This is a genomic window from Microbulbifer sp. NBRC 101763, assembly GCF_040371615.1.
Lineage (GTDB): Bacteria > Pseudomonadota > Gammaproteobacteria > Pseudomonadales > Cellvibrionaceae > Microbulbifer > Microbulbifer variabilis.
In genome coordinates this window covers 298500-324042 of the sequence record NZ_BAABQV010000002.1, presented here as the reverse complement: position 1 = coordinate 324042, position 25543 = coordinate 298500, and the positions used below count along the sequence as shown (strand labels likewise).

General features: G+C 46.9%; 18 protein-coding genes. 9 read left to right on the top strand and 9 right to left on the bottom strand.

Annotation, left to right across the window (positions count from 1 at the left end; genetic code table 11):
* Positions 1-172 precede the first annotated feature (172 nt).
* Together ABWV76_RS06800 and ABWV76_RS06795 are read right to left on the bottom strand one after the other, a co-directional pair.
* A complete protein-coding gene (locus tag ABWV76_RS06800) occupies positions 173-487 on the bottom strand; it encodes a cupin domain-containing protein (protein WP_026305209.1) in 315 nt (104 codons plus the stop codon).
* Between the two features lie 57 nt (positions 488-544).
* The gene (locus tag ABWV76_RS06795; RefSeq protein ID WP_353375592.1) at positions 545-1426 is read right to left on the bottom strand and encodes a LysR family transcriptional regulator; all 882 of its coding nucleotides are present in this window, start codon (positions 1424-1426) and stop codon (positions 545-547) included.
* A gap of 121 nt (positions 1427-1547) precedes the next feature.
* Between ABWV76_RS06795 and ABWV76_RS06790 the strand changes: the two genes are divergently transcribed.
* The 3 genes from ABWV76_RS06790 to ABWV76_RS06780 are packed head-to-tail and all read left to right on the top strand — an operon-like array spanning position 1548 to position 3059.
* A complete protein-coding gene (locus tag ABWV76_RS06790; protein ID WP_020414394.1) occupies positions 1548-2222 on the top strand; it encodes a type 1 glutamine amidotransferase domain-containing protein in 675 nt (224 codons plus the stop codon).
* 56 nt (positions 2223-2278) lie between these two features.
* Positions 2279-2731: a DMT family transporter gene (locus tag ABWV76_RS06785; RefSeq protein ID WP_020414393.1), complete on the top strand. Its 453-nt coding sequence runs from the start codon at positions 2279-2281 to the stop codon at positions 2729-2731.
* 37 nt (positions 2732-2768) lie between these two features.
* Positions 2769-3059 (top strand): putative quinol monooxygenase, encoded by a 291-nt coding sequence (locus ABWV76_RS06780; RefSeq protein WP_282952332.1) that lies wholly within the window; start codon positions 2769-2771, stop codon positions 3057-3059.
* Positions 3060-3204: 145 nt separating this feature from the next.
* Here the strand turns inward: ABWV76_RS06780 and ABWV76_RS06775 are convergent, their stop codons facing one another.
* The 3 genes from ABWV76_RS06775 to ABWV76_RS06765 all read right to left on the bottom strand — a co-directional run bounded on the left by ABWV76_RS06775 (position 3205) and on the right by ABWV76_RS06765 (position 5653).
* Complete coding sequence (locus ABWV76_RS06775; protein ID WP_353375591.1) at positions 3205-4659, bottom strand: aryl-sulfate sulfotransferase; 1455 nt, start codon at positions 4657-4659, stop codon at positions 3205-3207.
* Between the two features lie 287 nt (positions 4660-4946).
* Positions 4947-5327, bottom strand: coding sequence for a DUF1269 domain-containing protein (locus tag ABWV76_RS06770; RefSeq protein ID WP_353375590.1), 381 nt, complete (start codon positions 5325-5327; stop codon positions 4947-4949).
* Between the two features lie 8 nt (positions 5328-5335).
* Entirely contained in the window at positions 5336-5653 is a 318-nt protein-coding gene (locus ABWV76_RS06765) for a hypothetical protein (protein ID WP_282952329.1), read from the bottom strand.
* Between the two features lie 767 nt (positions 5654-6420).
* Between ABWV76_RS06765 and ABWV76_RS06760 the strand changes: the two genes are divergently transcribed.
* Together ABWV76_RS06760 and ABWV76_RS06755 are read left to right on the top strand one after the other, a co-directional pair.
* Positions 6421-6660 (top strand): hypothetical protein, encoded by a 240-nt coding sequence (locus tag ABWV76_RS06760; RefSeq protein ID WP_353375589.1) that lies wholly within the window; start codon positions 6421-6423, stop codon positions 6658-6660.
* Positions 6618-7064: a L,D-transpeptidase family protein gene (locus ABWV76_RS06755; protein WP_169337133.1), complete on the top strand. Its 447-nt coding sequence runs from the start codon at positions 6618-6620 to the stop codon at positions 7062-7064. The genes ABWV76_RS06760 and ABWV76_RS06755 overlap by 43 nt, the downstream gene beginning before the upstream one ends.
* 51 nt (positions 7065-7115) lie before the next feature.
* On the opposite strand, the gene ABWV76_RS06750 is transcribed toward ABWV76_RS06755, so the two are convergent.
* Both ABWV76_RS06750 and ABWV76_RS06745 read right to left on the bottom strand, forming a co-directional pair.
* Positions 7116-8522: an alanine/glycine:cation symporter family protein gene (locus ABWV76_RS06750; RefSeq protein WP_020414386.1), complete on the bottom strand. Its 1407-nt coding sequence runs from the start codon at positions 8520-8522 to the stop codon at positions 7116-7118.
* 166 nt (positions 8523-8688) lie between these two features.
* Positions 8689-10206 carry an MFS transporter gene (locus tag ABWV76_RS06745; protein ID WP_020414385.1) on the bottom strand — a complete coding sequence of 506 codons (1518 nt, stop codon included), beginning with the start codon at positions 10204-10206 and terminating at the stop codon, positions 8689-8691.
* Between the two features lie 184 nt (positions 10207-10390).
* On the opposite strand from ABWV76_RS06745, the gene ABWV76_RS06740 reads away from it, so the two are divergent.
* From ABWV76_RS06740 to ABWV76_RS06730, 3 genes are all read left to right on the top strand, one after another.
* Complete coding sequence (locus ABWV76_RS06740) at positions 10391-12832, top strand: glycoside hydrolase family 31 protein (RefSeq protein ID WP_353375588.1); 2442 nt, start codon at positions 10391-10393, stop codon at positions 12830-12832.
* 52 nt (positions 12833-12884) lie between these two features.
* Positions 12885-14816 (top strand): alpha-amylase family protein, encoded by a 1932-nt coding sequence (locus tag ABWV76_RS06735; RefSeq protein ID WP_353375587.1) that lies wholly within the window; start codon positions 12885-12887, stop codon positions 14814-14816.
* A gap of 302 nt (positions 14817-15118) precedes the next feature.
* On the top strand, positions 15119-18235 hold the full coding sequence (locus ABWV76_RS06730) for an FG-GAP repeat domain-containing protein (protein WP_353375586.1): 3117 nt from the start codon (positions 15119-15121) through the stop codon (positions 18233-18235).
* 88 nt (positions 18236-18323) lie between these two features.
* Here the strand turns inward: ABWV76_RS06730 and ABWV76_RS06725 are convergent, their stop codons facing one another.
* Positions 18324-20870, bottom strand: coding sequence for an alpha amylase C-terminal domain-containing protein (locus tag ABWV76_RS06725; RefSeq protein WP_353375585.1), 2547 nt, complete (start codon positions 20868-20870; stop codon positions 18324-18326).
* Positions 20871-22900: 2030 nt separating this feature from the next.
* Between ABWV76_RS06725 and ABWV76_RS06720 the strand changes: the two genes are divergently transcribed.
* Positions 22901-23752: a universal stress protein gene (locus ABWV76_RS06720; RefSeq protein WP_282952321.1), complete on the top strand. Its 852-nt coding sequence runs from the start codon at positions 22901-22903 to the stop codon at positions 23750-23752.
* Between the two features lie 60 nt (positions 23753-23812).
* Here the strand turns inward: ABWV76_RS06720 and ABWV76_RS06715 are convergent, their stop codons facing one another.
* Positions 23813-25465, bottom strand: a complete 1653-nt coding sequence (locus tag ABWV76_RS06715) for an alpha-amylase family glycosyl hydrolase (RefSeq protein WP_353375584.1) — start codon at positions 25463-25465, stop codon at positions 23813-23815.
* Between the last annotated feature and the right edge of the window lie 78 nt (positions 25466-25543).

Sequence of the window (25543 nt, the reverse complement as noted above, 5' to 3'; positions counted from 1 at the left end):
TTAATTTGAAAATTCACGCCAATTTTTCCCTAACTAATAATTAGGCCAATAAGCATAGTTTCCAAACAAGCCTTCGGCAGGCCAATTTCGGAAGTGCAATAGGTACCAATATGATTTGCAGGTAAACCTAAAATAGGATTATCCTTGAATGCTTCATTAGAAATGGCGACATCTATGTATAAAAAACAGCAAGCCAAACTGTAGCTTCTTCTGAAGAGGTCTCCAATACCCGATGCTTTCTCCCCGCTGTAATCTCGACAAAATCACCAGCCTCCAAGCGCACCTTCTCTCCGCAATTAAATTCAATCAATCCATATCCGGATAAAACGATTACCCACTCGTTCTGCTCCTGATTATACCAACCCTGTTCAGGGGAGGATTGCCCATAAGATACGATTCTCTCAATACGCATATCCCCTGATTTCACAATGTCTGTAAAGTGCTCCACAGATGTATCTGCAGGTAAGTGAGCGAATATATTTTTCATCCAGGCCAACTCATTATTGATGAGTCGAGGATACATAAGGTAGCTACTTGTTCAAAATTATTCTTTCCAACCAGAGAAATACTCCACCAAGTAGTCAATCGCCATTCTTGCGCGTAGTGGCAAGAAGCGACGATTCTGGTAGACAATCCAGCTACTGGCTCCCCTGCTCCAGAAAGGTTTAAGAATTGGCTTTAACAAACCTTCCTCAACAACTTCACTAAAACTGCCCTTAGGCATATAGGCAATACCTAACCCCTGTTTACAGGCTTCTACAACGGTATGGGCATTATTACTTCTCCAGCGCCCCTTAACCTTCACAACCTCTTGTCCTCCATTTACTTCAAACATCCATTGATCATTATTTGTCACAATACAGCTATGTACTTTCAGTTGACCAGGGCGCTCGGGAATGCCGTTTTGTCTTAAATATTCTTTGCTGGCAACTGCCATCATCTGCCGGTCTGCAAGCTTTCGAGCTACCAAACCGGAATCTTCCAGGCGACCATAGCGAATGGCAAAGTCGATACCATCTTCAACAAAATTAACCATCCGACTATTGAAATCCATATCAATATTTAATTCTGGATGCTCTACACCAAATTCCATCAGGGCCAGGGCGACATATTGCTCGGCAAAGAGGCCAGCACAGCTCACCCTGAGGGTTCCACTGAGCTGGAACTGCTGCTGGCTTACCTGTTCATTCGCCTGTTGCAATCCAGTCACCAGTTCCTTACAGCGCTGGTAATAGACTGCTCCAGCCTGGGTAAGGCTGACCAGGCGTGTGGTGCGGGCCAGAAGGGCGCAGCCCAGACGTTCTTCCAAACGTGAGACCTGCCGACTGACATGGCTGGTGCTACACCCCAACTGCTTCGCTGCCGCAGAGAAACCCTGGCTTTCCGCCACAGCTACAAACTCGACCAGGCCGTCAAAATTTTCCATATTTCAAACTTCTATTATTGCTATATAGCAAAGGTATTTAACCGAATAGATATATTATCAGCAGATTAAGGACAATCTACAATCCCTCCCCACTGAATGCTTACCAATAGAGGAAACAGACATGAAGAAAGTACTTATCCCGGTTACCAATCACGCCACCCTGGGTGAAACCGATCAAGCCAACGGCACCTACTCACCCGAACTGACCCATGCCGTTCATGTATTTAAGGAGAATGGCATCGACTACGATATTGCCTCAATCAAAGGCGGCAAGGCTCCTATTTACGGTACGGATATTGAGGGCGATGAGGTGAACCAGAAGATGCTGGACGATGAGGATTTCCAGAACCGTATCAACAATACCATCCCCGTAGATCAGCTGAATATTGACGACTACGATGCAGTATTTTATCCAGGGGGATTCGGCTTGCTCTCCGATCTGGCAACTAATGAAGAATTCGCCAAACTGAGTGCTGAGCACTATGAAAAAGGCGGCATCCTGGCGGCAGTCTGCCATGGTCCAGCTGGCTTCCTGCCCATCACCCTAAGCAACGGGGAAAAGCTTTTGGCCAGCAAATCGGTAACGGCTTTTACCCGCGAAGAAGAGATTGACTTCGGTACTATTAACGATATTCCCTTCCTGCTAGAAGAGTCTCTCGTTAGAACTTCGGCCCGGTTTAACAAAGTCCAGCCCTGGCAGGAGTTTGTTATTGAGGACGGACGTGTAATCAGCGGCCAAAACCCAGCTAGCGCACACGGCGTAGGCTTGGCCATTGCCAAGCAACTTGCCAGCTAATAGGGCTGCGGGCCGGTCCAAGTACCGGCCCACAACCTTGAGTAGAGGTTCCAAAAGTGCAAAATGCAATTTTTTATCCGTCCTTAATGCTCCTGGCAGGTGTCGGTATACCGGTAATGGCAACACTGAACAGTGGTCTCGGTGTTAAGCTCGGTAGCTCAGCCCTGGCAACGACATTACTGTTTTTTGTTGGATTGGTAATCTCCTCAGTTTACCTCTTTAAAACGGAAGGAATCCCAGGCGAGATTTTTCACAAAGGCATTTCCTGGTATTTCTACCTCGGCGGGATTTTAGTCGCATTTTATATATTGAGTGTCACTTGGGTGTCCCCAAGATATGGAGTGGGCAATGCAGTATCTTTCGTTCTTCTTGGACAGCTGCTCGCTATTAGTGTTATCGATCACTTCGGATTACTTGGGGCGCAGCAATCCAGCCTGGACACAAAGCGCCTAATTGGACTGGCCATGATGGTTATTGGTGTTTTGCTAGTAGTTAAACGCACTTCGTGACCTTTTAAGCACAATTTAAACCTTTGGAGTAGAAGCAATGGCTAATTTATACGTTATGGCGCGAGTCACAGCCCAGCCGGATAAGGCATCCCCGGTATTAAAACTGCTAACAGAACTGGCAAAGGAATCTGAAAATGAATCCGGCTGCCTATATTATAAAATACTGCCCGCCACGGATCAGAGTAATATATTTACGACTCTTGAACTGTGGGAGTCTGCGGAAGCTGAGCAGCAGCATTGGAACACAGACCATTTGAAAAATATACTATCCCAGCTAGCCCCACTTTTAGCAGAAGAAGCAAGAATTGAAAAATACACTGAATTATAAAATATAAATTAAGTTAACTGATTATGGAGTTTTCACTCAATAGGTAAAAGCAAGTCCACAGCATCTGATTAACTGTGGACTTGCTGGACTTTTAAAGGTAGGCCTTTATGAATTGGAAAAGGGTAATAATGGAGCGGCTATCAAACTAGTTGTTTCCAGAACTTCTTCCTAAAAGTTCAGCCCAACTAACACGCTCTGCTCGGTAAATTGTTGTATCAACAACCTCCACCTCCCAAGCAGTCTCAGGTATATCTCCTGATGTCACTTCTATCAAGTGCGCATTGCGATCACCACCTGTACTTGCACTTCCTGGGCCCCCAGCACATATTAAGATATTTCCACCTATAAGCTCATCGACATCTCCAAGAGATGCAGTATATTTAGGCGCAACAAATTCCCAGGTTTGCTCCGCAGACATAGTTTCCGTATCTAATCGAAATTTAACTGCGCGGCTGTTGTAAATATCTCCACTTAATTCAGACTCATTTCTATTGTCATAGACTAATATTTCTCCATCGCCAGTCTTCATTGCAGCATGCTGGGAAGCCATCCAGCTTCCATTATCAAGGGCGAACAACTTCTCTGATAGCTCTTTAGAAACTACTGAGTCCCTCCCCATAATCCAGTTAATTTCACCACTCTTATGGTCGATACTGACCACCCAACTTTGGGAACGGCTGGAGAGAAGAATAGAATCATCTTCAGCGATATAATGCAGTGCATTAGAGTGAGTCCAATCCAGAGCCCCATTGGATAACACTCTTGCGGCCAGATCGCCTGGGAAACGGCCTGTATCCAGGTGATCAAAAGCAGACCACTCCCATACAATGTTACCCTGGGTATCGAGCTCTATAATTGCGTCTCCCTGTAATAAAGTTCCATTGATTGTTTCGGTTTCATTGCTCAATAGCAGTATGTGACCATTTTCTAGTAATAGAGCATCATGATGGTAAGGGGGCAGCTCAATAGAGGATAGGGTTTCCCCTGTAAATGAAATAGTGCGCGCCTCACCACTCAATAACAACAGTAGGCGTCCATCATGCAGATTTCTCGCTATCTTGGTACCTGTTGCAGGCAAATCACCATGTAAGTACCAGACAAGCTCGCCCTCTTCATCAAATCCCCAGAAAGTACTACCAGTATTGCCTGATGGCGCGAAAATGGTAAGCCCCCCTTCACCCTGCTCATTTTTTGCAAGAAGATTTACCTCAGGTACTCCAGTGGGTTGAGGGCCCGTCTTAAACTCCACAACCTCACTCAATATTTTTTCACCAGACTCAAATACAGCTACTGCTGTAAATTGATAAGTCGTATCAGATCGCAAACCGAGCACTACTCGGTTATGATCAGTCCCGAAATCAGTATAAGCCGTACGCCTTCTTTCTGTATCAGCAGAGTTGAATCTGATGGCCACTCTCGCATTAGACGCTGTGACCACACTGGCATTAACCATCAGACTATTATCAGGATGAGGGCTCAGTATTAACTCCACTGCCCCCAGAGTTGTTTCATCCGCCTGACTCACCTCTGCCCTGGAAAACCCGCTAAGGAATATATAAAATAATAAAAAAAATTTCAGTAATACATTCTTCTTATACATGTTCTGCTCCGTTTATTTATGGAAACCCAACTATTCAACGGAACCCAAGGGATTTGGTTTACATAAAATTAATTTTTTACTCTTCCATAAGCAAATACCACATTCATAGCAATATCTATTCGAACATTTTCATAAAAACAGGAAAAAGTTTAATACCACCCCCAAAAAACAAATAACATACGTAAATCAGTTTTTAATATCGGCAAACAAAACTTTAAGCCAGCATAAATCTTCTGGGCCCAGGTGTGCTTTTTACGCCAGCTTTTATTAGAATAAATATCTTTATATTAATGAAAAATTGCTTTCTCAGTTAATCCTCTCCAGTGCTTGCCATCCAATTCTGGAATTGATCCACTAGCCAGATTAGGGTCATTCAACGGATCATGTTGTTCTTGCGTAGTTCTTAAGGCCAATTCCAATTCCTGTAAAATTGGATTGACAACCTTGAGAGTACTAGCCTCAGAAAACTTTATGGCAACGTCTTTCTCTGCTTTTGCTATGGCTCTCTTAGATTGAGCTTCATCAATTTTCTCACCGACTGGACGCAATCCAAATTTGTTGACTATCCCACCTACACCGGGAACCAGTACTTTCGCTGCCAATCCAGCACCAACAATAGGATTGAAAACCGCCGCCACACCACCAATGAGCAACATTCCCAAAGTCATTTTTCTATCTAAAGCGTCAATATCATCGGCGAGCTTGGCTTAAGGATTTCTGTGCTTTTCTTTATGCTCAAGTGAAAATTCCACGGCAGACTCCACCATGAATTTACGCAGGCTGCCTTCATAATATTCATTGGAGAAGTGAAAATACGCCGCTTAGGCAGGTCATTAACCTCTGGGGTTTCTTTGGGCAGACACCGCATAGTATGCAAGGTAAAACCTACCTCTGAAAGTTCAAAAGGAATTACAAAGTAGTGTTTTTCATCAAAGACCTGAGCAGTTTTATTATTCCTCTCGGAAGAGGCAAAAACAGGCAGCTCTTCAATCAACCCCTGAACAACCTTAACACCGGAAGTAAAGCCCTCAGGAATTCACGAAGATAAATCATCCAGTATATTCTTGCTCTTATTTAGATACTTTTTCATAATTATTCTACTCCCCCCCCTTTTTACTACATCACGTCTCCATCTCTACCAGTTATCCGGAGAATATTTTTCTATTCCATGAACTTAAGTTTTCATAAAACCCCTTTCGCTCAATCTTTTCTGTCAAAGGATAATCGGTAGACAAAATAGGGGCACCGAGTAGTCCGAAATGGTATCAGCTTTATTAGTTCAAACGCTGACCAACGAGCTTGGCACTAACAAAGAAGTCCCTTATTCCATTTTGGTGTGATTGGCCCAAGATGGCGACCTTAACATCCTCTTGACCTGTAGTGGCAAATACCACTGCTAACCCATCCCGCAGTAAATGCCGAATATAACGGCAATCTGCACTGGGGAATCACTCACTGTTGTCTTATCCCACTTAACTGGGAGCCTGTCTCTCGCCCTGGGATTAGTAACAGTAGTTCGCAACTGCGGTTGTTTGCACAGCCCACGGGCAATTGAGAGGTGTGTAATGCATAACCGACCTTCGCTGCAAAATCATCGAACTATACATACACAACGGAAAACACCCCTACAAAAAGTGCAGGGATCTCTACGTAAAAACTCTTCATTCGCCGCCGCACTGGTGGTTGTAGGATCGGCAATATTAGCTCCCCTGGCCTATGCCGTAGATTACTCCAATCCCCACGCCCGCCAAGGCTCGAGATATGTCTCTCACCAGGGACATGGAGGGCACTATGGCGGGCATTCCAGGTACAGCAGGGATTACAGATACAGAAGGGATTACAGGGGACACTCGAGATACAGCAGGAATCAAAGGGGATATTCAAGATACGGCCGATACCAAAGGGCACAACCACGATATGGCCGATACCAAAGGGCACAACCACGATATGGCCAGCATATGTGGTTCAAAGCCCATGTGCAGGGTACGCCACGCATTGTGATCGACCTTAGTGACCAGATAGCCTACTTCTATAAAGGTGGGCGCCTTGCCGGTATGTCTCCTGTCTCTACCGGCAAACCCGGCCATCGCACTCCCACAGGCAACTTCCGTATTTCTGAGAAGAAATATAGTCATCGCTCAAACTTATACGGTCACTATATCAGTGCCCGCGGCCAAGTACTGCGCAGCAATGTGGATGTACGCCGCCATCGCAAACCCGCCGGGTCTCGCTTCCGCGGCGCATCAATGGATTACATGATGCGGATTAACGGCCCGGTCACCATGCACGCCGGTTATGTACCCGGTTACCCGGCCTCCCATGGATGCATCCGTATCCCCTGGCATATGGCGAAGATTTTCTACCGCCACGCTAGAGTTGGAACAAAGGTATCCGTCGTACCTTAGGCAAAATTGGAGCGCTATAAAAAGGCGGACTTAACAGTTCGCCTTTTTCTTTTATTGGGAAACTTTTGCCCCCTTCCGCCTTGAAACTTCCATGCGGGTGAAATAATCATGAGCAGCTCGATTAACATGTCGCGCCAGCAACAGTGTAGATACCATGGTAGGTACGGCCATCACAGCGTACATGCCAATAATAATACTGTTAACTGCACTCAAGGACGCCACCGCCCCCAACACAATCAGCACCATATAGAGCCCGGTATAAAGCCCCTGCCAGCGACTGCCAAAAAGAAACACATAGCACTTCATACCGTAGTACCAGCAGGTAACGATTGTACTAAAGGCCAAGGGAAACACCATAAACAGCAACAGAATGGGCCCCAACTGGCCAAACACCTGAGAAAATGCCTGTGCGGTCAGAGTCACACCAGCCACACCCTCACCTTGCTGCCAAGCCCCGGTAAGTAATATTACCAGGGCGGTACAGGTGCAGATCAGCAGGGTATCCACAATAGGCCCCAACATAGCAACCACGCCTTCGCGCACCGGCTCGCAGGTTTTTGCCGCACCGTGCGCCAATGATTCGGTACCGATACCCGCCTCATTAGAGAAAGCCCCTCGGCTTACGCCGATCGTGATCACTGTACCAAGAGCACCACCGGCAATCGCTTGGCCACTAAACGCATCACTAAAAATAAGGGCAAATGCCGCTGGAACCTGCTCCCAAAAATTTCCGATCACAATCAGGGTCAAGGTGAAATAAAACAGCACCATCCCTGGCACAATTCTCTCGGAAAATTTGCCAATACGCTGGATTCGCCCGGCAATCACGTACGCTGAGGCAATAGCGATTAATAAGCCAATAATAAAATCAAACAACAGAGAACCACCCGGTGCTACCCAGCCCAGCGGTTCGGCGAAAGACTCTCGCAATAATTGAGTAGTCTGGTTGGACTGAAATACCGGCAACATGCCGCACAATCCGGCCACAGCAAATAAAACAGCCAGTGGCATCCAGCGTTTACCAAGACCTTCACGGATGACATACATGGGACCACCCTGCAACTCCCCATTCGTATCACTGCCACGAAACATCACGGCGAGGGTCGCGGTATAAAATTTTGTAGCCACCCCCACCAAAGCGGTAACCCACATCCAAAAAATGGCCCCCGGCCCACCGGCGGTAATGGCAATGGCCACACCGGCAATATTGCCCAGCCCCAGAGTACCGGAAAGTGCTGTAGATAGTGCCTGGCTATGATTTACCTGGCCTGGATCATTTGGGTCATCATAGCGACCACTTAACAGCCCGATACTGTGCCCCAAATGACGATAGGGTCGGCCGCGAGAATAAAGCAGTAATGCCAATCCGCCACCAACTAGCAAGACAAGCAGCGGTGGCCCCCAGACAAAATCGGCAAAGATCTTTAGAGCTTGTTCGATTACATTAAAAAAGGACATAGGAGATTGTAATTTTCTGTGAGACAGAGCCAGTCTAGGTAGACAGGCACCAAACTGTCAAAATCCAGGGGCTCCCCCAGAGTTTCTGGCCAATCCATTCAGATAGACTAACACCAATAAAAAAGCCCCTGAATAAGGGGCTTATTAGCGGAAAAAGGGATTTAATTTAAGCTGTAGTACCAGCCCGTAATTCAGTTTCCGATTCTACAGTTTCCCGCACAAAAAATACTGATACCGCACCGAGCAGCATACTCACCCCGGCCAAAACAATAATGTAAATCGCCTGGTTGTCGAACACCGACTTCAAGATCAGCCCCGCCACCAAAGCAGAAATTATCTGGGGTGCAGCAATTGTGAAATTAAAGATTCCCATATACACACCGGTTTTATCTGCCGGCAGGGTGTCGGATAAGATCGCGTAGGGCATTGCCAAAATTGCCGCCCAGGCAATACCGACACCAATCATTGGCAGTAACAAACCCAGTGCACCGCTGGGCACAGAGACCTGGGTGATCAGCAGATTCACCTCGGTCGGCTCGCCACCCTGAAACAGCAAGAACCCAATATAACCCAACCCTCCCAGCGCTAAAGATAGTGAGTAAGTCAGTCTGCGCCCCAGCAGTTGAGCCACCCTCGCCAACACAATCGAAAACAACGCAGCAAACAGCGAATAGGCAGCGAAGATAATACCCACCCAGTCACCCGCCGCACCCTTAGCTGCGGCGATATACGTGGGAATTTCACTTACAGTTTCAAGGTAAGCGGGATCAAACCACTTGGCTTCCACTCCCCAAACATGCTGGGTAATCGCTGGGGTTGTGTATACCCACATAATAAACAGGGCGAACCATGAGAAGAATTGCACCAGGGCCAACTGGCGCATAGTGCGGGGCATACTCAGCATCAAACGGAAAAAGCCACCCAAACGTTGTAAAAGTGTCCCTTTCTGTTCCCGCTCTTTTTGCAACTGCTCCGCATCAAGGCCTTTATAAGCATTGTACTGCTCCGGTGGGTATTCCTTGGTACGCACAACTGTCCAAAGCACACTACCCAATAATACTGTTGCACCTATATAAAAAGCCCAGATCACCGAAGGGGCCACTTCGCCGGCACGGGCAGTATTTTCCAGGCCGATAACATTGGTGAGGATAAATGGAAGCATAGAGCCAAAAATGGCACCGATATTAATCAGTAGGGATTGGATGGAATATCCCAAGGTGCGCTGCTCTGAGGGCACCATATCTGCCACCAGTGCGCGGAAAGGCTGCATGGTGACATTGAAGGCGGCATCCATCAGTGCCAGCATTACACCGCCGAACAAAATTGGCGCCACCAGAGCTACGACAATTCCAGCATTGGGCATAAACGCCATACCCAGAGCTGCGGCAATAGCACCAAACAGGATATACGGATTGCGGCGCCCAAAACGGCTCCAGGTACGGTCCGAAGCAGAGCCCACGATAGGCTGCACAATAAGCCCCATCAGCGGAGCCACTATCCAGAAAAGTGACAGCGAGTGTAAATCCGCTCCCAAATCAGACAAGATCCGGCTGGCATTCGCATTTTGCAGGGAGAAGCCAAACTGCACTCCCAGGAATCCGAGGCTGACATTCCATACCTGCCAGAAGGGCAGGCTCGGCTGTTGGGCCCGGGGCGCGGCGGCGCCGTTTACTGATTGGGTCATTGGGATCACCGCATCTCTATTTATGCTTATTTTGCCATTCTGTCACGCCAACCTCAGGTCTCCATCCTCCCCACAGGGGGAGGATGCAAGCACTAAATAGTGCCTTAGCATAGGCTTGGGTCCCCTGTGCCCGCACAGGTCCTGCAGCCACAAATAGTCAAATAATCAACTGAAGTTCCGCGCGATGATCCCAAATCTGCCCCTTCTGCGTCTAATTGCCCTTGCCAGCACCCTCTGCTTGAGCGTACTCGCTGTAGCCGGTGAATCAAGAAGTTACCTGGCACATCAGCAAAGCAAAGACTCACTTACCATACAATTAAATGATGGCGAGGTCTCCCTTACACCGGTCGGCCCTTCGGCACTCTCCCTGCACTACCACAGCGAAGGTATCAAACAGCTGCCTTCTTTTGCTATTGACGACAAGCCGGAAAGTTCGTTCAAGGCCCAGTTGCGGGACGGAGAGGACAAGCTCATCTACCAAACTGGCTCCCTTACAGCAATTATCCACAAGTCTCCCTTCCGAATTGAGTACTTTCGCGGTAAAGAGCCAATCCTAAGTGAAGAAAGCGGCTTCTTTGCCACCGAGACAATGCGCGGATTCCGCTTTGCACTGTCGCCAGAGGAAAAACTACTGGGCGGTGGAGAGCGGGTTATGGGGATGGACCGTCGCGGTCAACGCCTGCCCCTGTATAACCGTGCCCATTACGGGTACACCACCGAATCCAACCAGATGTATTTTTCCCTGCCTGCAGTACTGTCCAGCAACAAATACATTCTGCTGTTCGACAACTCTGCCACCGGCACCCTGGATCTGGGCGCAAACGAAGAAGATATCCTGCAATTTGAAGCCGTAGCCGGGCGCACCGCTTACATCGTGGTAGCCGGTGAGACTTATCCACAGTTGCTGGAAAATTATGTATCCACCACCGGCAAACAGCCCCTGCCACCCCGTTGGGCCCTGGGTAACTTCGCCTCCCGCTTTGGCTATCACAGCGAAGCCGAAGTCCGCGCAACCGTGGATAAGTTTGCCGAAGAAGATTTCCCCCTGGACGCCCTGGTGTTGGATCTCTACTGGTTTGGCCCGGATATCAAAGGCCATATGGGCAACCTGGCCTGGGACAAGGAAGCCTTTCCCGAACCAGAAAAGATGATGGCAGACCTTAAAAAACGCGGCATCAATACCATTCTGGTGACCGAGCCTTTTGTCCTCTCCACCTCCGAGCGCTGGCAGGAAGCCGTGGCGAATAATGCCCTGGCCAAAAACCTGGCCGGAGAGCCCAAGCGTTTTGATTTCTACTTCGGCAATACCGGCTTGATTGATGTCTTCTCCGAAGATGGCCGCGACTGGTTCTGGAATATTTACGACGGGTTATTGGAACAGGGCGTAGCCGGCTGGTGGGGCGACCTGGGTGAACCGGAAGTTCACCCCTCCGATACCGTTCACGCAATCGGTATGGCCGATGAAATCCACAACGCCTTCGGCCACGCCTGGGCACAATTACTACACGAACGCCAAACGGCAAAACACCCTGAACGCCGCCCCTTTATTATGATGCGCGCCGGTTTTGCCGGCTCCCAGCGCTACGGCATGATCCCCTGGACCGGCGACGTTGCTCGGGAATGGGGTGGCTTACAGCCCCAGGTGGAATTGGCTCTGAGTATGGGCTTGCTGGGCTTTGGCTACACCCATTCAGACCTGGGTGGCTTTGCCGGTGGTGAGAAATTTGACCGTGAACTCTACATCCGCTGGTTACAGTACGGCGTATTCCAACCGGTTTACCGCCCGCACGCCCAGGAGCATATTGCTTCCGAGCCAGTTTTCCACGACCGCCGCACCCGCGACATCCTGCGCGAATATGTAAAACTGCGCTATCGCCTGCTGCCCTACAACTACACCCTCGCCTTCGAAAACAGCCAGACCGGCATACCGTTGATGCGCCCGCTGTTTTTCGAAAACGAAAGTGATCTGTCCCTACTGGACTACAAGGATGCTTACTTGTGGGGTCAGGATTTCCTCGTTGCCCCAGTCGTGGAAGAAGATGTGGATGAGGTCGCGGTAAAACTGCCCGGCGGCACCTGGTTCAATTACTGGACTGATGAACAATATTCTGGCGATCAGGCCCTGGTAGAAGTGAACCTGAAAACTATTCCTGTACTGGTGCGGGCCGGCGCCATTATTCCCACCATTGACGGTATTCACAGCAGTCGTGATTACTCCAGTAAAAACCTGACCTTGGATTACTACGCGCACCCATCAGCAGCAAAATCTGAGCGCTATGTTTATGAGGATGATGGTGCTACCGCGCAAGCTTTTGAAAAAGGCAAATACGAGAAGCTGCATTTCTCAGCAGAAAACAAACAGCAGGGTTTATCCTTTTCCTTTAGGCGTGAAGGCGAGGGCTATACCGGTATGCCGGAGTCCCGCAAGGTCACTTTAAAGATTCACAACTGGCAACAAGTGCCCGTGCAGCTCAATATTACCGGCAAATCCCTGCCTATTTTCGACAGTGAAAAAGACCTTGCTCAGACACCCCGTGGGGCCTGGTACAACAAGCGCAAGCAGCAACTGCTGGTTAAATTTGACTGGCATAAAGAACCGCTGGATTTAACGCTCAAAAATCAATAATTCAGCAAACCGCTGTTCACTGACTAAAAACTTTTAAAGTCATCAGGAAACAATGAAGAAGTTACATTCCCTGTTTATTGCCAAACTCATTTCGGCTTCATTACTAGGTGCTGCTCTATTCGGCGCTGCCAGCTGCAGCCAGGAGAGCGGCCCGGAAGAAATACAGCCCGCTGAAAAAGTTGCAGAGAAAAAAGCGGTTATCTACCAAGTGCTGCCGCGCTTATTTGGCAACACTAACAGCACCAACAAACCCTGGGGCACACTCGAAGAGAATGGTGTGGGTAAGTTCTCCGACTTTACCCCAAAAGCACTGAATGAAATCCACGCGCTGGGCGCCACCCATATCTGGTACACCGGTGCCCTGCACCACGCGCTCGTTGGCGACTATACGGAATACGGTATCAGTAACGATGATCCAGACGTGGTTAAAGGCCGCGCCGGCTCTCCCTATGCCATCAAGGATTACTACAGCGTAAACCCGGACCTGGCCAATAACCCAGCAGAGCGATTACAGGAATTCCGCGCACTGGTGGAACGCAGCCACGCGGCCGGTCTGAAAGTGATTATCGATATAGTGCCCAACCATGTAGCCCGCGCCTATCACTCTCTCGATAAACCCCAAGGCGTACAGGATTTTGGAGCTGGCGACAACACCCAGGTCACCTACGCCCGCAACAACAATTTCTACTATGTGGTGGGCGAAGACTTCCGCGTGCCCGTTGCAGAAGACAGTTATCAGCCACTCAATGGCGAAGTCAATGATCTTGTCGATGGGCAGTTTATAGAGAGTCCAGCGAAATGGACCGGTAATGGCGCGCGCAGTGCACAACCTGCAATGCTCGACTGGTATGAAACGGTCAAAATTAATTTTGGCGTTCGCCCCGATGACAGCAAGAATTTTTCTGAGCTACCCCAGGAATATGCCGAGCGCGACTACCGGGCCCACGCCCAGTTTTGGGCAGACAAGAAAGTCCCGGACACCTGGGAAAAATTCCGCGATATCGCCCACTACTGGCTGGACTTTGGCGTGGATGGATTCCGCTATGACATGGCCGGTATGGTACCGGTAGAATTCTGGAGCTACCTGAATTCCTCCATCAAAATGCGCAACCCCAACACACTGTTACTTGCCGAAATCTATACTCCGGAGCGCTACCGGGACTATCTGCACCTGGGCAAAATGGATTACCTCTACGATAAAGTCGGCACCTACGACGCTATTCGCGCGGTCATGGAGAACAAGGGCAGTACAGATAAAATCGCAGAGGTGCAGGCAGGCCTGGTAGATATTTCCTCTCATATGTTGCGCTTTATGGAGAACCACGACGAGCAGCGTATTGCCAGCCCACAATTTTCTGGCAACCCAGAGGCAGGCAAACCTGCAATGCTGGTATCCGCCGCGCTCTCTCCAGCCCCTACCCTGGTTTACTTTGGCCAGGAGTTAGGAGAACCCGCCAACAAAGATGCCGGCTTCGGTAAAGCCAGCCGCACCACCATTTTCGACTACTGGTCAGTACCCAGTATACGCCGCTGGAATAATGAGGGCGCTTTTAACACTGCTCTGCTGACAAAAGAAGAAAAAGAATTGCGCAGCTTCTACCAGCGACTGCTCAACTTCTCCAAGCAAAGCTCTGCCTTACGTGGTAACTATTTAGATTTACATAAATACAATCGCAAGCAAAGTACTGGCTATGGGGAAAAGCAATTTTCCTTTGCCCGCTGGGACAATTGTGAAAAACTATTGGTAATAGCCAACTTTAGCAGTCGACATTCTGAATTTGATTTTGTTTTACCAGAAGAGTTACTTCGTAAATGGAATTTGAAAGATGGAGTGTATCAGGTTAAGGGCCAGATTTCTGATAGGACGATAAATCTCCTAATAAATAACAGGCTAGGGAAGATTCACTTTAAACTAAAACCCTTCGAAAGTAACATATTCCACATTTCAAGTGCATCACCTCAAAATTCACCAACAAATATTTAGTGAAATTATATCGGGGAGTGGACACTCCCCACAAATTCAGAATCGATAAAAATCATATTTCTGGCTACTTCTTTTCTGGAAATCATTCACATCCCCCATTTAAAACCAGATATACGCATCGAAAAACTGTGAAACAGTCAACAATTACTTAAAGAAATAAAAAATTATTTATTTTGCCTCCCATTACAAATAACATGCATCGATTCCAATAATATTAGCTAATAGAATACTAATAACTGAGACACTCGAACCAGTTACAGGGAAATCATGTTGATTATTGCTGCAGATACATGGAGGACAATGTGAGTATATATATTAATAAACCCTGGATTAAACTCATTAATCTGGCAACTATGTCTATAATACTGACCGCTTGTGGAGGAGGGTCATCCAACAGTAGCTCTAATAGTGAGCCCTCCTCAGGTCAAGGGGATGGAGCAAACAATACTCCTCCTGTAATCAATAGTTTATTACTATCACCTGAACAGGCATATAACGATACACCCCTCTCTATTCAGCTAGATGCAACCGACGAAGACGGTGACCAGCTGGAAGTCAGTTATATATGGAAAAATAACGAAGAGGTTATTGGTGAAGCAACCAATAGCAACCTTGAACCTGCCTACTTTAACCGCGGCGACAATATTCTTGTAGAAGCTTCTGTCACCGATGGCAAAGATACGGTAACGCAAACCGCATCTATTACTATTCAAAATAGAACACCGGTTATCGAGAACCTAAGTTTTATTAACTTGCCTGTTTTTACCCAGCCGGATCTAAAAGTTACTTCAACAGTCTCTGATGAGGATGGTGATCAGATAACCTCCACGTATCGGTGGTCAGTTAACCAAAAAGAAGTTATCGGTGTAACAACAGATACATTACCTTCGGACTACTTTTCAAAAGATGACCAAATAACAGTAACATTAATCGCCTCAGATGGCGATCTAGCTACCGAGCTATCTGCCAGCACTGAGGTACAAGATTCCCTGCCTGTACTGACTATTGTCAATATGCCGGAAACCGCACAATATGGTGCTGAAGCCACTTTTCAAATAGTAGCTGAAGATTTTGATAACGATCCATTCACGCTTGAATTTCAAGCACGCCCCAATGGTATGGAAATGGATGAAAGTGGTATGGTCAGTTGGACGCCAACTGGGCCTATGTTCGATACGGAGATGGATGTCACTTGGGAAATTCTACTGACCCAATCAGAATATTCACATAGTGAAAGCAGAACAATTAAAGTACTCGACCAGAATCGGCAATTTCCACTTGCAAGAGGCCATTCAAATATATTTTCTAAGATTCAATTATCAACTGTTGGAGATTTTGATGGAGATGGAGCACAAGAAGTATTGTCCACCAGTCAGAACAGCAGGCGACTTTCTATCTGGGGATATGACGGTTCTGATTTCGCAATTAACTGGGAATACCCTTTCTCGATAAGCAGCTATAATGATGGTCTTTCACCCGCATCAACTATTTCATCTGTTGCCTCTGCCGACTTCGATGGCAATGGCCTAGATGAAATATTGGTAGGGTTAAAATATTATAACTCCTTGGTAGGAGACCCGCCCCAATTAGGCCTGTATAAATTCAATGAAAATTTTAAGCCTGCGAAAATTTCAAGTGTTGATGGTTACGATATTCATGAAATCAAGGTTTACAATCTGGACAATGACCCAAATTTAGAGATCATTCTATTAGTCCAAACCACAACCTCCCCCTTTCCAGTACCTGACGGTTATCAGCGCAAAGAAAAACTAGTCATTCTGGACAGCACAGATTTTTCAATTAAATGGCAGTCAGAATCACTAGCCCTAGGGACTAATTTTACCATCGGTAATTTAGACCTTGATGATGAAATGGAAATCGTAACCGGTAATGGCTTTCTATTGGACCGTGATGGAAATAGTTATAAAAAAGCTTGGCACTATGAGAATGGTTTTACTAGAGAATGGCGTAGTATAGAAACAGCAGATATAAATATGGATGGGGTAGAGGAAATTATTGGAATTCACCCGGACACCGGATATCTTACTGCGTACGACACTACAACGAAAAGCATAATCGCTGAGAATCCGGGTTCCATAGATTATTTTCGCATCATCCAATCTCCAGAGGAAACGTCTGCAAGGTTTGTGACGACATCAGGTTCGTTCCCAGTAGTATATTCCTTTAGCCCAGATACTCTCCAATTTACCAGCTTATTAACAGGAGAAAGAACAATACCTAATCAATTCTCCTCAAATGTGATGATTTTCAATATGGATGGAGATCCAGAACTGGAGTATCTTTATTACGATGGAAAGAATTTGGCAATTTTCTCAGAAAATCCAGGAGACTCTAAGCTCCAGTTAGAATGGAATTCAGATGAAAGAGCACCCAACTTCCGCAGCTACATGCTTCCTATAGAACAACATGAGTCTAATACTTCTGAGATCCACGCTTTAGTTCTTTCGAATTCCCTAGATGAACCCACATATGTATTTTCTTTAGACTCAAGCAACGGAAAAACCTCTTTGAGCCCAGAAATCTATCTTCCAAAAGGCGATGATTATGACACTCAATTAACACTTTTAGACTTACAGGATGACGGCATAAAAGAGCTAGTTTTCGTAAATAATGAAAGGCCTGGAATTTATGATTTCTTTTCAGAGTCAATAATCTGGTCTGGAGAAGCCACAGGGTCAGATCCAAGGCACATGGTAGTAGGTAAACTTGGCAATAATACGGAAAGCAGCATCGTAGTCACGAATGAGGACTCATCTCTTCAAGCCTATAATGCAAACACTTATGAATTAATTTGGAGTAATACATCTGATGGTGGCAACCATCTAGAATTATTCAATATCAACAACAGTGGGAAGATGGGTATTGCTGTCTCAAACTACGACAAAATAAGTATTTTAACTGAAGAAAATAGCTACCAATCCCCAGTATTTCAATTCCAAATTAACGATACTCCAGATGAGTTTAGAGACCCAATATTTTCAGAAAATATTGAAGACATATGGTTCAACCCTATAGAAACGGGGGATATAGATGGAGATTCAATTGATGAAATTATTGTCACGATGGGTTTAAGACCCGAATACAACCACCATTGGGTGATGATATTAAATCAAGATTTAAGTGTGAGAAGTGTTGCTTACCTTCCGGATGTCGATCGGGTTAATGCAATACAGATACAGAACTACGGCTTATCACACAGAAACATTTTATTAGCTATAGCTAAATTCAATACAGTTTACATTGCGGAAATGGACTCAAAAACTGGAAAAACCATCAGCATATCACCCGAATTGGCATCCTCTCCGTGGAGGCACATGAATTTTACAGACACCAATAAAGATGGAATTTATGAATTAACATGGTTGTCGGGGGAGCTCACTATTAATGTAACTCGATAACCTAAACTATTCTTTTCTGTATATATAGACAATTTAAAGCAAGAAAAAATAAAGCAGGCCTAATGCAAGGCCTGCTTTATTTGTTCATCTATAGACCATCCACATTGTAAGTCATCGTTTGATCATTAATCCGCACCGTATAAATTCCTGTAACAGAGATGTAAATATCAGAACCATCCCGCTCAAGAATTTTGTCGGTATTGTTATCGCCGTAGTTTTCACTCCAGTCACCATTGACATCAAATTTAAAACGCTGCTGGGATTGACCATCGAAGTTAACCGAAATTTCCCAAAGGTTATCCGCCACTAACTGCATTGCCTCAGCTCCCCAATTATTTGGCGTTCCACGGAAATATAGGGAGGAAAAATTAGAGGCGTGGCCGCCACAATCCACACAGGTTAGGGAGTAACTGAGTGTTTTATCATTCACTTCAACAAGATAAGTACCAGCCACATTGGTATAAATATCATTGCTGCCCTGCTCCAGAAACCCATCGGCATTGTTATCCCCATAATTTTCATCCCAGTTAGTACTTACATCAAACTTGAAACGCTGATTACTACTGCCATCAAAAACGACTGTTGTACGCCAGGTATTATCCGCTACCAAACTCATGGCCTGAGTGCCCCAGCCATTGGGCGTTCCCCGAAAATGCAGTGCAGTAAAGTTTTGTGCATAGCCTCCATTGGGATCAATCACTGTAATAGTCGCAGTGGCACTATCCGTCAGGTCATCGTTATCCGTTACCGTCACTGTTTCTGTATAAGTACCAGCACTGTCGAAACTCAGGGAAGTACTGGCGTTGCTGCCACCACTACTCCAGCTATAGGACACCACACTGCCATCAGTATCGCTAGAAGCGCTGGCATCCAGAGTGATACTTTGATTGATCGCAACGGTAACTGCTGAGGGAGAGACAACCGCTACCGGTGTCTGCTGGGAGGAAACTTCAGTAAGGGTATAGCTCAGGCTCTGATCATTGACTTCGATTCGGTAATTACCACTTACAGAAGTATAAATATCTGCACCGGTCTTATCCAAAGTACCATCGGCACCATCATCGCCGTAATTTTCGGCCCAATCACCATAAATATCCAGTTTAAAGCGCTGGTCCGCCTGACCGTCAAAGTTCACTACCAACTGCCAGATATTATCGCCCACCTGTTCAAATGCTGTACTGCCCCAGTTATTGGCAGTACCGCGGAAGTACAGGCTAGGGAAGCCAGGTTCAGCGCAATCGTCACAAGGTGTTACTAACTGGCCACCATGAATTGCCGCAGCAGAGTTGGCAGCCACATTAAAGGTAGCATAGCCATTGCCATCCACAGTAATCACATCACCACTGCATTCATGATCGTCCGCCAACACATTGCAGTAATCTCCCGCGGGCATGCCGGTGTAGAGACTTTGGCTCAGGGAGCCCCCCTCATTATTGATCACCACAAAACCCTTGTTGCCGCGGCCAAAAGCAATCTGGTTATTGCCATTGTCCCACCAATTGTTCATGGCAGTACCGTTGGTATAGTTACGGAAACCTACCATATTGGCGATATTGCCCCAGCGGTGTTGACAGACCCAAGCGCCATTTTGACAATTATTCGGGCCATTGCTGGGAGGACCAATATCAGTATCGGTAAAGTCATACCCCGACATTACCTTGGGATAACCGTAGGGATGAGCCAACATAAAGACATTGGCCAGGTTGTATTTGGCCCCATCGTGATAAGTCAGATTACCACCACCACCATGACCTCGCTCGCGGTCGTGGTTATCGATAAAATGTACCGCATCGCCAGAAGGGAGCAGCCCCCAGCTTTCACCAATAGTGGCAAGATTTTTAATCTGACCATTGAAGTTACTGGCCACATCAGTGCCATATTTGAATTCGGTGACACTGCCTAAAAAAGTGTAATTGTAAGGCTGAATTTCCGAAGCTTCGCCGGATGCGCCAATAACCTCAGAGAAGACCCAGGGGTTGCCCGCTTGATTCACAATGGCGTGCAAATCGCTTGGGGACATATGCTTGACCGCATCTATACGAAAACCATCAATTCCCATGCCTTTTAATTTACTCAAGTAACCAGCCAGTTTTCCCTGTACATAGCTGGAACCGGTATCCAAATCCGGCAAGCCACTCAACCTACAGCTCCATACGTGATTGGCATCATTGTAGTTATTGATGGTGCAATCGGAGTGATAGTCGTTATAAGAAAACTCCGGATGGTCCAGCAAGGTCCACTGAGTGCCCCCCCAACCGGTACCACCGCCATTCCAGGCCGCCGTATGGTTAATTACCGCATCGGCGTAGACTTTCACACCTGCTGCATGGCAACGGTTGATCATGCTTTGCAGTTCCTGCTCAGTACCGCTGCGACTGGTTAAGTTGGTATAAGTCACGGGCTGATAGCGCGCCCACCAGGTGGATAGGCTGATATGCTCATTGGGCGGAGATATTTGCACCGCATCAAAACCCTTAGGCCCGAGAAAGTTCTCACACTCACTGGCGATATCATTCCAGCTCCACTCGAATAAATGTACAAAAGCGGTACCGGCATTAACATGGGCACTAGATAGTGTACCAAGCACAAGGCCCGTACTGGCCAGTAGCCTTTTTAGGGGAAATGGATTGTTCATTATTGCTTTCTCTTAGTCATCTTTTCGCTGTTATTTTTTTAATCCAGGTATCTGAGCCCTCAATCACACAAACGGCAGGTCAAGGGAGCAAGATTTCCTGAATTTAAATACCAAAGTCACCACTTTAGAAACAGCAAGCCTTAAAGCTCAGGAGAGCCTCCCAACAGAGATAAAAGAAGCTAATGCATAACAATCAATATGAGGTTCAATTTACTAAGTACTCACAGCAAATGCTCACCAGTTGAATCCAACCAAGCGAATGACTTGCATCAGTGAGTGCAAATGATTGCCGGGAAATGACAACCTGAGAGATAACTAAACCTAGTTATCGTTGTTATATTTAACCCTAATAAGTGCTTCTAACCCAGTGACTCCAGTACAATGGGCCACCCTCCATGAAGAATGACCTATAGCAGAGTAAAGAAGTGGTACTAATGCATACATCCCCCTTCAGGGGGGCGTAGTAGCTTTATCTGCAGAGGTTTGAAATTAGCGACAAGTGAAGCTCTGCACTGTTCAAAAAACAAACTTAGCTTGTCGACCGGCTTTCCGCTAAGCGCCAAGCCAGGCCCAACTACGGACGTTAATGATCACAAAACATGTGAGAGTCATACTTCTCTTTTTTAGCAGCCTGCTTGGCACGTATGCATTTGCATACTCAGGCAGTGAAACTTCAAAAATGTCAGAACAATATAGTTCTTCTGATGCTGTCTTTCTGGCAAGGCTTAGAACTACAAGTTCTTCCTAGTTTAAGTGGGCGATAAGTGAGGTAATAAAAAGCTCCAAGCCGCAATTATCAAAAACTATTGAGCAAAGTATAATTTCCTGTGACCCACGGCTTAAGGAGGAACAAGAATGACTTTTATCCACCAAAGGAAACGAACCCCTATACTGAGCAGGTGCAGCTTTAACATTCAAGCTGAATGTCTCAATAGGGACTGGCGTAATAAGCTATCGAACAACCATTAACATATCTAAACAAACAGGCATACTAACGCGTGTGTTTGTTCAAAGCGTTAAAACATGATAAATACGGTGAGCTTAAAGAAATTCTCTCTGATAGTTTTTGTCTCTTGTATTCTTTCAGCATCCTCTTTTTATGGTTACCTACTAATACATGATCAGATAAGTAGCTACATCAGGTTCGAAGGTAGAGCAGGGAGCAATCAATTTATTGAGTACAAGCCAAATAGCTTCCACCTTAGGGCACAATTAGAAGAATCTAAAGGCAACATAGAACAAGCATTGCTAAATCAGCTTCATCAAGATTTTGAGGAATACCAGGGATCACTATCATTATGTAAAGTTAGGCAAATTTATGGTGACCCTACCTACTCTGTTTTGGCAGAAATAGACTGCGAATACTCCCAGTGAGTTTTAACAAACGGCTTTTCTTGCCCCTTCGGGAGTTGCCCCGCTACATTACGCTTAATTACCGCAAATTCAGGGTGTTAAGAAATTTTTCACTGGAAGAGAAGGTGTCAATAAATCAATGTAAAATGCCTAACCAAATAGATTGCCACTCCCTGCTGAACTAAAATATACGGCACCATGCACCCTAGTATAAAAACAACGGCACTAAAATAGGTAATCACTTCTAGATATGTTGGACTTGCTTCTTAACCGTCTAAAGCAAAGCAACTGCCCAGTTATAGAAGCCTTCTCCCGCAGGGGAGCTATTCCCCAAAAGATCTGCACAAGTCGCGAGTCTGTCCAAATCAGTAATTGCAACTATTGCCAATACCTAACAAATACTGCCATCACTAATAGCTGAGTAATGTATTTCAGCCAGATAGTGATTATTGTATCGATAGCCCCTGAGGATAGCCCTGCTGGCAACTCAACTTGATCTAACTCAATACGTGCTTCCCCCATTGCTTCATTATGCGCCGATAACAGGGCCAAATGGCGCATATTTCTACGTATTTCAATAACAAAATCTCCGCGCCACTATCGCCCCGTGATAGATTAGACCCAAGAGTCAACTGCATAAGGCAGGGACCAGAAATACCCTTTGATCTGGAGGAAAGATGGAGCAGCAAAGCACCGTATTCGTGGTAGTGGATCCCAACGATGAAAAGCATGTAGCTCTGGAGCGAGCTCTGACCACTTCCCGCGGGCGCAATCCACAACCGCGCCTTGCAGTGTTTGTAGCCGTTGATGGTGAGGCTGTAGATACGCGCGCAGTAAACGACCACCTCTTTCGTGATGAATCCTGGTTTCGCGAGCAAATCCGCGAGCCTATTTCCGAAGCAGGGTTATCCTGTGAAATTACTGTATGCTGGTCCAGCGACTGGCAAGCAGCCATTGTGCAGGAATCCAAGCGCTACAATGCGGAAATGATCTATTTGCCGGTACACGCAAAATCCAGCCGCCGCTTTACTTTTGCCGAGTCCAAGTGGCAGGTATTAAAAACTGCACGCTGTCCAGTGGTTCTAATCCGTCCTGGCGCCAAGGAAGAGCGAAAAGTGGTATTGGCCACCGTGAACTACCAGGCTAAAACCCTGGAACAGCGCCAGCTAAATCGCCAGATCAGCGAGCGGGCTACTTATATTGCCGGTCACTATGGTGCCGAACTGCACTTGGTAAACGCCTACCTGGATTCCATGCTTTACCCGGATCGAGGTGCGCTGGCCAAACTCGCAGACAAAACCGGAGTACCAACACACCGCATTCACGTGAAGCAGGGATATACCAGTGATGTGGTGGAAACTATTGCCCGCGAGATTGATGCGGACCTGGTGGTAATGGGAACCCTGAACCAGTACGGTGAAACCGGCTCCTTCCTGCGCGGTAACACCGCCGAACGAGTGATCGGCCAGCTAGACGTGGACGTGATGGTGTGCAACCAGTTCACTACCACTGACATGAAACACGATTGAGCGGCTTTAATAAAGCCCTTTAAGGCCTGGCAATCGAAAAATTGCCGGGCCTTATGCTTGCTATGATTTCTTCGGCTTGGCCGAGAGCAGCAGTAACTCAGCCTGAGTATCAAACATTACCCTACCGCTTTTAACCCTGGCACGTTTGCCAGAGTAGTAGTCCGTCAGCTCAGTGCCATCAGCAAAAACCCCCACTACAGAGACAGTCTTTTCTCCACGAGGCAGATCCATAGCAACTACGACCGATTGCTCGCCGGATAAGGTACGAGCGAAGGTGTAAGGTATATCAGCGATTTTCTTGTGCACACCAGCACCCAGCGCCGGGTGGGCCTGGCGGAACTGGCCGAGCTTTTGCCAGTGAGCCAATAATTTACGGGTCTCAGGCTTTTTTAGGTCATCCCAGTTCATCCTGGTACGCATGGAGGCATCTCCATAGGCACGATCATCGATCATGGGGCGAGCCAGTTCATCGCCGTAATAAATCTGTACCGCACCGGGAGCCAACATCAACTTGGTAGCAGCACTCACAGTTTGCTCGCGCTCACGATCAAATGATTGGTGATCATCGTGTGAACCCAAGTAGTTGAGTACCCCTAAACCTTTCAAGTCTCCGTTATTTAGTGCTGCTGAATAGCTGGAGAAGATCTCCTCAGCAGATTGGCCGGCAACTTGGGCGAAGTCAAAATTGATCAAACTGTCGAAGCCATGCCGGTAGAAATCCACTTTCTTATCATTGTAATTGTAGGCACGCCCAACTGTGGGACCGAAGTTATTAACCCCAAAGTGATAGACCTCCCCCACCATAAAGAAGTCACGGTCATCAAGTTTCTTATGCGGGTTTCTGGCTTTCCATTCCGCCAGTGCCAGATCTGCTTCTTTTCTCAATACTGCCCAGGCTTCTGCCTCTACATGTTTTACTGTATCCACACGAAAACCATCCACCCCATACTCACGCACCCAGTCTGTCAGCCATTTGATCAGATAGTACTTGGGCGCACGGGGATAACCTGTACGCTCGAAGAATGCATCCAGTTCACTCTGCTCCTGCTCCAAGCGTCCCTCATCCTTCCACTTTTCAAGCAACTGCGGCGGTAACGCCACAGCATCTTCACTTTCCGTAAGAATATCTGTGAGGTTCTCGTGTATCGCACATTCAACATTCCCGGCGTAATCAGACCAGTCACACTGCTGACCATTTCTCAACCAGGAAGCCGGCCATTTCGCGTCTTGTTCCGTAACAGGCCCGGTATGATTAATGATCACATCCATTAGTATGCGAATACCGCGGTTATGGGCGACTTCAATCAGCTCCGCTAACTCGGCCTCAGTACCGAAGTTTGCATCCACAGCGGTCCAATCCTTGGGCCAGTATCCATGGAAAGCATAAGTGCGCTTATCGGACTCGTTATAGCCGTGGATATTCTCAATCACCGGAGCCATCCAGATAGCATCCACCCCGAGATCATTAAAATATCCCTCCTCAATTTTCTCTATCACCCCACGCAGGTCACCGCCCTCAAAGCCGCGCAAATAAGCTGCGTCAGCTTTCCGTTCGTAGGGGAAATCATTTTTGGTGTCGCCATTCAAAAAGCGATCCGGCAACATAAAGTAGACAGTAGCATTACGCCAGAAAGGATCTACCGGCTCGACAGCTACAGCAGCTTGCGCGGCTCCCAATAGCAAGGCCATCAAAAAGCTGGTCAATTTATACATTATTTCCTCTTGTCTCACCGCTCACTATTTGCCCATTGCACTCTAATATGCACAGTAAAACACACATCCTCCTGCTAG

Excerpts from the sequence above, each read along its gene's own strand:
- ABWV76_RS06800 (WP_026305209.1), bottom strand. The coding sequence starts at position 487 with ATGAAAAATATATTCGCTCACTTACCTGCAGATACATCTGTGGAGCAC.
- ABWV76_RS06715 (WP_353375584.1), bottom strand. The coding sequence starts at position 25,465 with ATGTATAAATTGACCAGCTTTTTGATGGCCTTGCTATTGGGAGCCGCG.
- ABWV76_RS06735 (WP_353375587.1), top strand. The coding sequence starts at position 12,885 with ATGAAGAAGTTACATTCCCTGTTTATTGCCAAACTCATTTCGGCTTCA.
- ABWV76_RS06745 (WP_020414385.1), bottom strand. The coding sequence starts at position 10,206 with ATGACCCAATCAGTAAACGGCGCCGCCGCGCCCCGGGCCCAACAGCCG.
- ABWV76_RS06750 (WP_020414386.1), bottom strand. The coding sequence starts at position 8,522 with ATGTCCTTTTTTAATGTAATCGAACAAGCTCTAAAGATCTTTGCCGAT.
- ABWV76_RS06775 (WP_353375591.1), bottom strand. The coding sequence starts at position 4,659 with ATGTATAAGAAGAATGTATTACTGAAATTTTTTTTATTATTTTATATA.
- ABWV76_RS06760 (WP_353375589.1), top strand. The coding sequence starts at position 6,421 with ATGTCTCTCACCAGGGACATGGAGGGCACTATGGCGGGCATTCCAGGT.
- ABWV76_RS06795 (WP_353375592.1), bottom strand. The coding sequence starts at position 1,426 with ATGGAAAATTTTGACGGCCTGGTCGAGTTTGTAGCTGTGGCGGAAAGC.
- ABWV76_RS06780 (WP_282952332.1), top strand. The coding sequence starts at position 2,769 with ATGGCTAATTTATACGTTATGGCGCGAGTCACAGCCCAGCCGGATAAG.
- ABWV76_RS06740 (WP_353375588.1), top strand. The coding sequence starts at position 10,391 with ATGATCCCAAATCTGCCCCTTCTGCGTCTAATTGCCCTTGCCAGCACC.
- ABWV76_RS06790 (WP_020414394.1), top strand. The coding sequence starts at position 1,548 with ATGAAGAAAGTACTTATCCCGGTTACCAATCACGCCACCCTGGGTGAA.
- ABWV76_RS06770 (WP_353375590.1), bottom strand. The coding sequence starts at position 5,327 with ATGACTTTGGGAATGTTGCTCATTGGTGGTGTGGCGGCGGTTTTCAAT.
- ABWV76_RS06755 (WP_169337133.1), top strand. The coding sequence starts at position 6,618 with ATGTGGTTCAAAGCCCATGTGCAGGGTACGCCACGCATTGTGATCGAC.
- ABWV76_RS06720 (WP_282952321.1), top strand. The coding sequence starts at position 22,901 with ATGGAGCAGCAAAGCACCGTATTCGTGGTAGTGGATCCCAACGATGAA.
- ABWV76_RS06725 (WP_353375585.1), bottom strand. The coding sequence starts at position 20,870 with ATGAACAATCCATTTCCCCTAAAAAGGCTACTGGCCAGTACGGGCCTT.